This is a genomic window from Thioalkalivibrio sp., assembly GCF_007692535.1.
In the GTDB taxonomy this organism is placed as follows: domain Bacteria; phylum Pseudomonadota; class Gammaproteobacteria; order Ectothiorhodospirales; family Ectothiorhodospiraceae; genus Thioalkalivibrio.
This window is the reverse complement of the sequence record NZ_REBW01000212.1, coordinates 1-9141: the sequence shown is the minus strand read 5'-3', so window position 1 is coordinate 9141 and position 9141 is coordinate 1. Positions and strand designations below refer to the sequence as shown.

The window sequence follows — 9141 nt, the reverse complement described above, 5'->3', positions numbered from 1 at the left end:
GTTTGCGGCTTTTTATCCGTCAGCGCTTTTCGGCGCGTTCGCGCAGCAGCTTCACCTGGAACAGGGCGTTGCGCTCTTCCTCTTCCAGCGAGGACTGGATGAAGCGGATCGTGCGCTCGTAGCGGGGGATGATGTTGTACTTCAGCGCGTTTACCAGCTTCTGCGCCTTGCGCTGCTCTTCCATCAGACGGTGCAGGGCGGTCTCGACCTCGCCGAGCTGGGCGAGCAGCACGGTCATGTCCGCCAGCTTCTGGCGGCTGGTGTCGAAGCTGATGTCGGTACCGAGCAGGCCCAGCGGTTTCAGCTGCATCCGCTCGGCCCGTACCGAGGGGTACTCGATACCGAGACTGCGCCTGGGCAGGATGCTGACCGCGACCGCCGGTTCCACCCCCAGCGCTGCCTGGTGAATGCTGCGCCCGCCCATGCGCATGTGGGCCACGCTGAGGCAACGATAGGCCTCGGACATCGCGACCTCGACCTCCTCGCGCAGGCGCCGGTACTGCCCGATGCGCTCGTACACCAGCCGGGTCAGCAGGTCCCGCTTGCGCTCGAGAAGGTCGTGCCCACCCTCCAGGAAGGTCACCTGCCGCTTCAGCCGCAGCAGGGTGTTCTTGGTCGGCGGAACCTTGATCAGTTGCTGGCTCATCGGCTTGGCTCAGCCACCGCCTGAGGGCTGGGCACCGGAACCCGTGCGTCGCTTGCGCCGCGAATGCGACTGCACCGCGGTGGTCACGCCACTGGCCGGACCCCCGCCCAGGCTGCTCGCCTGCTCCTCGTCGAGCTCGCGGTAGTGTTTCGCGATGTCCGCCTCGCTGACCCGCGTCAGACCATCCTTCGGGAAGATCGACATCAGTTCCCAGGCCAGGTCCAGCGTTGCCTCGATACTGCGTTCCTCGTTCTCGCCCTGACCGACGAAGCGCCGGTCGAAGGCGTCGGCGAAGGTCAGGTAGCGCCGGTCGTGCGAGGACAGTTCGTCGGCGCCGATGATCGACGCCAGGTTGCGGGTCTCCAGGGCGCGCGCGTACAGGGCGTACAGCTGCGCCGCGACCCGGGGATGGTCCTCGCGGGTGTCGTCCTTGCCGATGCCGTCCTTCATCAGTCGCGAGAGGCTGGGCGAGATGTGCACCGGCGGGTAGATGCCCTGGTTGTCCAGTTCCCGCGAAAGCACGATCTGACCCTCGGTGATGTACCCGGTCAGGTCGGGAATCGGGTGGGTGATGTCATCCGAGGGCATCGATACCACCGGCATCATCGTGATCGAGCCGTGGCGATGGTGGATGCGGCCGCAGCGCTCGTAGATCTCGGCGAGGTCGGAGTAGAGATAGCCCGGATAGCCCTTGCGCGCCGGCACGTCGCCCTTGGATGTCGCCACCTCGCGCAGCGCCTCGGCGTAGTAGGTCATGTCGGTCATCACCACCAGCACGTGGCGGTCCAGATCGTAGGCGAGGTACTCGGCCGCGGTGAGCGCGGTACGCGGCAGTGTCAGGCGCTCCACCGGCGGGTCGTCGGCGAGGTTGATGAACATCACCACGTTGCGCAGCACCCCCGAGGAGGCGAACTCGTCGCGGAAGAACTTCGCGTCGGCGTAGGAAACGCCCATCGCCGCGAACACGATCGAGAACGACGCATCCTCGTTCTTCAGCCGTGCCTGGCGAACGATCTGCGCGGCGAGGCGGTTGTGCGGCAGGCCGGAGCCGGTGAAGATCGGCAGCTTCTGGCCCCGCACCAGCGAGTTGAGGCCGTCGATGGTCGAGATGCCGGTCTGGATGAATTCCCGCGGATAGGTGCGCGCCGCCGGGTTGATCGCCGAACCGCCTACGGCGCGGCGCAGGCTGGAGAGGACCGGGGGGCGTCCGTCGCGCGGCTCGCCCAGACCGTTGAACTCGCGACCCAGCAGCTCCGGAGACAGCGCGATCTCCACCGGAGCATCCAGGAAGCGCACCCAGGTATTCTCCAGGTCGAGGTCGTCGACCCCCTCGAAGACCAGGATCAGCACCTCTTCATTGGACGACCGGATCACCTGGCCATTGCGGACGCCACCGCTGTGATCCTCGATGCTCACGCGGTCACCAAAGGCGACCCCCGGCGTGTGTTTCATCACCAGCAGGCCGCCGCGGGCCTCGACGGCAGTGCGGTATTCCTTGGTGCTCATCAGGCCTGCTCCTCGTGTTTCGCATATTCCTGACGCAGGTTCTCGAGTGTCTGCTCGACCTCGTCACGAAACGTCTCGATGTCATCGAGCTGCTCACTGGAATACAGACTCTTGATCCGGCGCACCCTCGACAGCAGCGGAAGACGCTGCAGTTCCTGCACCGGCACGCCTCGCTTCACCAGTTCCGCGCCCTGGTCGTAGATCATCAGGGCCAGATCCAGCAACGCGAACTGCTTGTCGGGCGAACAGAAGGTGTCGATCTCGTCCAATGCGCTCTGCTGCAGCACACCCTCCTTGATCAGCGCGGCCCCCTCGAGGTCCCAGCGCTGCGCAGAGGAAAGCGCTTCCGGACCGACCAGGTTCACGATTCGGGACAGTTCCGCATCACGCGCCAGCAGGGCCAGCGCCTCGCGACGGCGGTTCTCCCAGTTGGAGTCGACATTCTCGTGCCACCAATGGGCAGCGGTATGGACGTGTCCGGAAAAGCTGGTCACCCAGTCGATGGACGGGTAGTGCCGCGCGTCCGCGAGTTCCTTGGACAAAGCCCAGAAGGTCTCGATGATGTCCTTGGTGTGGCTGGTCACCGGCTCGGAGAAGTCGCCGCCGGGCGGCGACACCGCACCGATCAGCGTCACCGACCCGGAGCCGGCGCCGTGGGTCTCGACCCGCCCGGCGCGCTCGTAGACCGCAGCCAGGCGCGAGGCCAGATAGGCCGGGTAGCCTTCCTCCACCGGCATCTGGCCAAGTCGACCCGACACCTCGCGCAACGCCTCGGCCCAGCGGCTGGTGGAGTCAGCGAGCACCACGACGTCATAGCCCATGTCGCGGTAATACTCGGCCATGGTGATCCCGACGTACACCGACGCCTCGCGCGCCACGACCGGCATGTTCGAGGTATTCGCGACCAGCAGCGTCCGCTCCATCAGCGAGCGACCGGTGTAGGGGTCTTCCAGCTTGGGAAAGGTCTCGAGAACGTCCACGAGTTCGTTGCCGCGCTCGCCGCAACCCACGTAGATGACGATGTCGGCGTTCGACCAGCGCGCGATCTGCTGCTGCACGACGGTCTTGCCGGCGCCGAATGGCCCGGGAACGGCACCCTTGCCACCCTTCAGCTGCGGGAAGAAGGTGTCGATCACGCGCTGGCCGGTGATCAGCGGGGCGACCCCGTCGTCGCGGCGCAGATACGGCCGCGGCGTGCGCACCGGCCAGCGGTGGTACATGCGCAGTTCCTGCGAGCGGCCGCTGGCGCCACGCACCCGGGCGATGATCTCCTCGATGTCGTATTCACCGGCCGGCGCGACCTCTTCGAGTTCGCCGTGAACGCCCGGCGGCACCAGGATGCGGTGCAGGACCGTCTCGGTCTCCTGCACCGTGCCGAGGACCTTCCCCGGGCCGATCTTTTCGCCCGGCGCCAGGTCCCGATTCGGCTCGAACGCCCATTTCCGGTCGCGGTCGAGCGAGGCGACGTTGATGCCGCGGCGGATGTAATCGCCCGACTGCAGCGCAATCTTCTCCAGCGGACGCTGCACGCCGTCGAAAATCCCGCCCATCAGGCCCGGACCCAGTTCGACCGACAGCGGCCAGCCCAGCCCCTCGGCGGGTTCGCCGGGACGCACCCCATCGGTGGATTCATAGGTCTGCACCACCGCCCGGTCGCCGCTCAGGGAAATCACTTCGCCGAACAGCCCCAGTTCTCCGATCTTGACCTGCTCGCCGTGGCGGATGCCCGGCAGTTCGATGGTGACGATCGGTCCGTTGATGTCGCGGACGACGCCAATGCGTTGCGGTTCGCTCATGATCTCATCCGGTGAAGAGGTTGCCCGACTCCGGGGAAGCCGGGAGGAGCCGTTCCAGGATCGCCTGCTGCAGGCGCAGGCGCAGGCGGGCCATGCGACCCTCGAAGGTGTTGTTGACGCGGATGCGGCCGTCGGCGCTGCGCAGGAACACGCCACCCAGGCTCTCGATCGCGTCCTCGTCGAGGTGCAGGGTCTTTCCTGGCAGTCCGGCCTGGACCGCGGCCCAGTCGGCCTGCAGCCGCTTGCGGTCCGCGGCATTGCATTGCACGACGAGGCTGTCGCTCTCGAACTGTTCCGCGGCGGCCTGCAGCAATTCGCGCAGGTGCGCGACGTAGGCCGCCTCGTCCTTGATGAAGGTCCGCATGCGGTCCGCGAGACGGTCCTCGACCCGGCGCACCAGGTTCCAGCGCATGCGGTCCAGATGGCTTTGCAGCCTGAGTTCCGCGGCCTGGACCCGCTGCCGGTAATGGCGCTCGCTGAGCCCACGTGCGATGACCTCCTCGCGCTGTTCCCGCTGCCGCAACCGCTCGGCCGCGTCGCGCAGGATCACCTCCCGCGTCTTCTGCGCCTGCTCGGCGTACTGGTCCGCCAGCTGCTGCGCGCGCGCCAGAATCGCCTGCTCCAGTTCCAATACCTGATTCACGTTGTTTCCCCGGCGGAAATGGTCCCTGCCCCGAACAGGTTCTGCAGCCGTGCCGCGACATCACTGGTCAGTTGCGGAGGCATGCTTTCGAGCGGTGGCAGGGAGATCACGATGATGCGCCCGCCCTCGCGGCGAAGCTGTGCGAGCATGGGCACATCCCACTCCATGATGGCATCGTCGACGATGACGAAGGCATTCTCGCGGCCGCGGTCCAGGTCACGCAGGATCCGGTTGACCTGCGCCGGCTCCTGGTCGGCAAAGGTCTCGAACCCGATCAGCCTGAAGCCATCGGCCAGGCTGTGGTCCCCGATGAAGAGGAGGCGTGTCGCCCGGCTCTTTGGCGCGTCCGCAGTCACGGCAGTCTCCGTCAGATCCGGTTCAGCAACAGGATACTGACGACCAGGCCATAAATCGCGATGCCTTCGGCCAGACCGATGTAGATCAGGCTTCGACCCAGCATCTCCGGCTTCTCGGTGATCGCGGCCAGCGCGGCGGAACCGATCGGCCCCACGGCGATGCCGGCGCCGATCGTCGACAGTGCCGTCGGGATCCCGACCCCGATGATGGCGAGACCGAGACCCACGCTCACTTCGGTCACGACCTGCTCGACCGCGGCCGGTTGCGCCATGGCGTCGCCGATACCCAGGGCGAGGATCCCGAACATCGCACCGACGAACACCGTCATCTGGACGGCCAGCGCGGGCTTGAAGAGATTGCGCAGACGCGGCGCCAGCGCCGGTCGAAACTCGAGATAGAAGCCGGTGGCGATCAGACCGACGATGGCAAAGGACATGAGACCTACGAGCCAGTGCATGGTTAACTCCCGGGTTGATTGAACTGGAAATGAAAACGGATCATCACGCCGCTCGAGGCTTGCGCCGCAGGCGCAACGGGGTGAATTCCCGTCCGTCGGCGGAGAAGTAGCGCGAGAAACCTTCGAAATACTGCAGACGCATCACCTGGATGGTCACGATCACCGCCTCGAGCACCATCACGAAGATATTGCCGAAGATGATCATCAGGATGGAACCCACCGTGCCCATCATCCCGGCCAGGGTCAGGACGGCGATCATCAGCGCGACGTGGTTGATGCTGAAGGCCGCGACGCGCAGGAACGACAGGGTGTTGGAGAGATAGCCCAGGACCGTCTCCAGGGTCTCGATCAGCACCACCAGGATCTTTTCGCCGATCGGCGCCTGCATGTGCCCCCAGTTGTAGGCCGCGAGGGCGCCGAGGGCCGCGATCACCAGACCCGCGGGAATCGCACCGAAGGCACCGGTCATGGCCAGGGAAACGGCACCCCAGACCAAGCCCAGGTAGAAGATCAGGTTGACGACGCCGTGAGGGCCGAAGATCGCCGCCATCGGTTCGCGGATCGCAAAACGGTTGTAGATCGTGAGCACGCAGGCAAGGCTCAGGAACAGCACCCCCCAGCCCAACGCGAGCTGCAGCATCAGGATCGGGTTGTAAAGCGGCGACATCCACACCGCCGGCAGCAGTTCCTTGTAGCCGAACACGCTGCCGAACAGCACACCGAAGAAGATCGAGGACAGGCCCGCCAGCACGCCGAAGATGTAGAAACGACCCAGCTTTTTCCGAAACAGCCACGCCAGCAGACCGAGCACGGCCCCGTGGCCGACGTCGCCGAACATGGTCCCGAACATCAGCAGGAAGGTGATGGTGAACAGCAGGGTGGGGTCGATCTCGCCATAGCGGGGGATGCCGTACTGCTTCACCAGCATCGCGAACGGCTGCAGCAACCGATTCCGCACGGGCACTGTCGGGACCAGCGGACGCTCGTCCTCCCGCGGCTTGCGGCTCTCCAGGCTGAAGGGGTTCTGCAGGGACGCATCGAGACGCCGCTCGAGATCGGGCAGGGCCTTGGCGGGAACCCAGCCATCGATGCTGGCGAGGTAACCGACGCCGCGGATCGCGGGATCCAGGCTGACGAACGGCTCCGCAAGCGCCAGTACCGTCGATGCCCGGACCAGCTTCGCGTGCATCTCCTTGGCACAGGTCTCGACCTCTTCGTGCAGATCGGCGCGCTCCCGCTCGATGCGATCGCGCTCGCGGCGCTGATCGTCCTGGATCGTCTCGGGCGAGTCGTCCAGACCCTGCGGAAGCGGGATTGCCGTGAAACCGGCGGAAGAGAGCAGCGACCTCAATTCGGACTGGCCATCCTCGCTGGGCCCGACGATCACGACGTGGGCATTGCCCTCCCGCTCCATGTACTTGAGCAGCAGGTGGCCAGTCAGACCCAATGCGCCCTCGAGCCGGCTGACGTTCTCGCGCGGCACCACGCCGACGTGGAGATCCAGAAACCGCTTATCGGCTCGCAGCGCGCCGAGATCGACGTTGAGTTCGGCAAAATTGGCCAGTGCAGCCTGCTGCTCCTCGAGCAGACGCGCGTTCTCGTCGAGTTCCCGGAAACCTTCCTGGTGCTCCAGACAGAATTCCCAGGCACTTCCCAACCAGGCGTTGACCTCGGTCAGTTCGTCGAGATGGACCACGCGGATTTCGCTCAGGTCCGGCTCCGGCACCGGGATGACCTGGGCGATCTTGTCCAGGCGCGTACGCGCCTTCTGGTATTCGTTCTGGTAACGGCTGTCCACCAGCGGCGCCAGCCTCTGTTCCTCCGGCGCGCGCGAATCGGGGTGGAAGCTTTCTGTTTCGGCCAGCGTCAGCGAGGCCTGCGGCAGATCTTCGCCGAGGACCAGCAGCCGGACATGCTTCATCGCCTTGGATTGGAGCACGCTATGGTCTCCCGCCCGGGCGCTGCCGGGGCTCCGGATCATGGTGGCTCAGGGTGTATAGGGAATCGTGGTTCATGCCGCATCGGGCCAGTTGTGGGCGCAGATCGCCGGACTCAGGCCCAGGGCCAGGTCGACATACGCTGCGGGAAGATTCAGCAGGCGGCTCTGGATCAGCGTGAACGTCAATTGCAGATCGATCTCCCGCAGGATCAGATAGGCCATGGCCCTGGCGACACCGGAGTGGCCGTGGCGCAGCACGTCGCGCGCGATGCCGTAGCAATACTGGCTGAGACGCCGCTGGCTCTCCATCAGGTTGTCCGCATCCGCCAGCAGACTGCGCAGGGGCTCGGGAAGTCCGGCGATCACCTGGGCCTGGTTTTCGAGGCTGACGAGATCCAGGAGCCGCTGGCGGTACATCAGGTTGGGTGACGGGACCAGTTGGTAGAAGGTCTCCGAAGGAGGAAGCCCGTAGGCAAACCGAAACCGCAGCAGCCAGAGGATGTTCGCCCGATCCACCAGCGAGCCGATCAGGCTCCGCATCTGCCGGTCCGCCTTCGGGTCGCCCAGCCGGGTGACCCGGCGAGCGAGCTCGCTGTAATAGCGCTGGTCGATGGCGGCCTCCAGCGCGAAGGCCTCCTGGCGCTTTTCGTAGATCTCGCGGGCCTGGCGCGCCAGCAGGCTGAGCGGCCCGCTCTCCAGCACCCGCAGCAACTCCACGGCGCTCTCAGTGCGGAACAGATCCTCGTTGGAGAGGCGCACCTGGGGTGGAAGGTCGTACAGGTTTTCACGGATTTCCTGCTGATCCAGCTGGCGGATCTTTCCGCGCAGCAGCGTCTTCAGGTTGAACAGCGCGTATTTTCGCGCCCAGGCGAGGACCAGGCCGCGCTCTTCCGGGCTCATCGGCCGCACGAGCACCGCGAGATCGGCCAGCAGAACCTGGATCAGGCCCTGTTCGACCGCGCGGCTCTTGGAACGGACGCTGCCGGGTTCGTCGAGCAGATCGCCGAGACCGATGTGCTGGCAGAGTTCGTGCGGGCTCATCTGCGACAACTGCTTGACGTTCTTCAAGCCAATCAACTGCGTAGCCTTCGCGGCGACCCGGGTATTCAGGTAGGCGTTCTTCGCTGCGCTGCTCATGGCCTTCGGAACCTGGGTTTCATCGGCGGACCGGGTGTCGCTCCCGGCTCAGACCCTGCTGTCCATCAGGATTCGGAAGCCGGCGTTCAGGGCTTCGTCCTCGCGCTCCCCGGCAAGGTCGCGCAACCGTTCGTGGCGCTCGTCATAGCGGCGCTCGATCTCGGCAATGGCGTTGGCCGCCCGTTCCTCGGAGCGGGCAATCCAGGTCTGCTGGAGTGTTGGAATCTTTGCCGAGAAGGCTTCATCGAGCTCCCGCGCCTCGAGCGTGGCGGCCCGTATCGTACGCTCGCGCTCTTCCTCCGCCTCGCGGGCGAGATTCTCGGCCTTCATCTCGGCGTCGAGCAGGCGTTGCAGCGTATCGTCCATGGTCAAGGCCTCGATCTGTGCTTGTTGGCACCGGGGATGATCCGAGGATCCGGCCATACAGCAACCTGGACAACCCCAAATTCAAGGACCGCCCCGGTGCCGGTGCGGTCCTGAATAAGGCCGTTATCGTACTCCCCGGAGCATAAGACGTCCAGAAAATTACCGTATAGCGATGGAGCTCAGCCCTTCGTTACCCACGGTGATTGCGGACGCACCGGGCACGACTGACGATGAAAAGCCGCAAACAGTAGGTCGGGTTAGCCCAAAGGGCGTAACCCGACGGGCCTCGCACCC

Annotated in this window: 9 protein-coding genes; all 9 read right to left on the bottom strand. The window is 65.4% G+C overall.

Annotated features, from left to right (window positions below; genetic code table 11):
- Positions 1–19 precede the first annotated feature (19 nt).
- The 9 genes from EA346_RS12185 to EA346_RS12145 all read right to left on the bottom strand — a co-directional run bounded on the left by EA346_RS12185 (position 20) and on the right by EA346_RS12145 (position 8847).
- On the bottom strand, positions 20–646 hold the full coding sequence (locus EA346_RS12185) for a V-type ATP synthase subunit D (protein WP_296758964.1): 627 nt from the start codon (positions 644–646) through the stop codon (positions 20–22).
- Between the two features lie 9 nt (positions 647–655).
- Positions 656–2152: a V-type ATP synthase subunit B gene (locus EA346_RS12180; protein ID WP_296758963.1), complete on the bottom strand. Its 1497-nt coding sequence runs from the start codon at positions 2150–2152 to the stop codon at positions 656–658.
- Complete coding sequence (locus EA346_RS12175) at positions 2152–3948, bottom strand: V-type ATP synthase subunit A (RefSeq protein WP_296758961.1); 1797 nt, start codon at positions 3946–3948, stop codon at positions 2152–2154. The genes EA346_RS12180 and EA346_RS12175 overlap by 1 nt, the downstream gene beginning before the upstream one ends.
- Positions 3949–3952: 4 nt before the next feature.
- Positions 3953–4591 carry a V-type ATP synthase subunit E family protein gene (locus EA346_RS12170; protein ID WP_296758959.1) on the bottom strand — a complete coding sequence of 213 codons (639 nt, stop codon included), beginning with the start codon at positions 4589–4591 and terminating at the stop codon, positions 3953–3955.
- Positions 4588–4947: a V-type ATP synthase subunit F gene (locus EA346_RS12165; protein WP_296758957.1), complete on the bottom strand. Its 360-nt coding sequence runs from the start codon at positions 4945–4947 to the stop codon at positions 4588–4590. The genes EA346_RS12170 and EA346_RS12165 overlap by 4 nt, the downstream gene beginning before the upstream one ends.
- An 11-nt stretch (positions 4948–4958) precedes the next feature.
- A complete protein-coding gene (locus EA346_RS12160) occupies positions 4959–5405 on the bottom strand; it encodes an ATP synthase subunit C (protein WP_296758955.1) in 447 nt (148 codons plus the stop codon).
- A gap of 43 nt (positions 5406–5448) precedes the next feature.
- Positions 5449–7344, bottom strand: coding sequence for a V-type ATPase 116kDa subunit family protein (locus EA346_RS12155; protein ID WP_366755791.1), 1896 nt, complete (start codon positions 7342–7344; stop codon positions 5449–5451).
- 72 nt (positions 7345–7416) lie between these two features.
- Entirely contained in the window at positions 7417–8481 is a 1065-nt protein-coding gene (locus EA346_RS12150; RefSeq protein ID WP_296758954.1) for a V-type ATPase subunit, read from the bottom strand.
- Between the two features lie 48 nt (positions 8482–8529).
- Positions 8530–8847, bottom strand: coding sequence for an ATPase (locus tag EA346_RS12145; RefSeq protein ID WP_296758952.1), 318 nt, complete (start codon positions 8845–8847; stop codon positions 8530–8532).
- Positions 8848–9141 lie beyond the last annotated feature (294 nt).

What these genes read in the sequence shown, in the direction of transcription:
- EA346_RS12185 (WP_296758964.1), bottom strand. Translation starts at nt 646, where the DNA reads ATGAGCCAGCAACTGATCAAGGTTCCGCCGACCAAGAACACCCTGCTG.
- EA346_RS12180 (WP_296758963.1), bottom strand. Translation starts at nt 2,152, where the DNA reads ATGAGCACCAAGGAATACCGCACTGCCGTCGAGGCCCGCGGCGGCCTG.
- EA346_RS12175 (WP_296758961.1), bottom strand. Translation starts at nt 3,948, where the DNA reads ATGAGCGAACCGCAACGCATTGGCGTCGTCCGCGACATCAACGGACCG.
- EA346_RS12160 (WP_296758955.1), bottom strand. Translation starts at nt 5,405, where the DNA reads ATGCACTGGCTCGTAGGTCTCATGTCCTTTGCCATCGTCGGTCTGATC.
- EA346_RS12150 (WP_296758954.1), bottom strand. Translation starts at nt 8,481, where the DNA reads ATGAGCAGCGCAGCGAAGAACGCCTACCTGAATACCCGGGTCGCCGCG.
- EA346_RS12145 (WP_296758952.1), bottom strand. Translation starts at nt 8,847, where the DNA reads ATGGACGATACGCTGCAACGCCTGCTCGACGCCGAGATGAAGGCCGAG.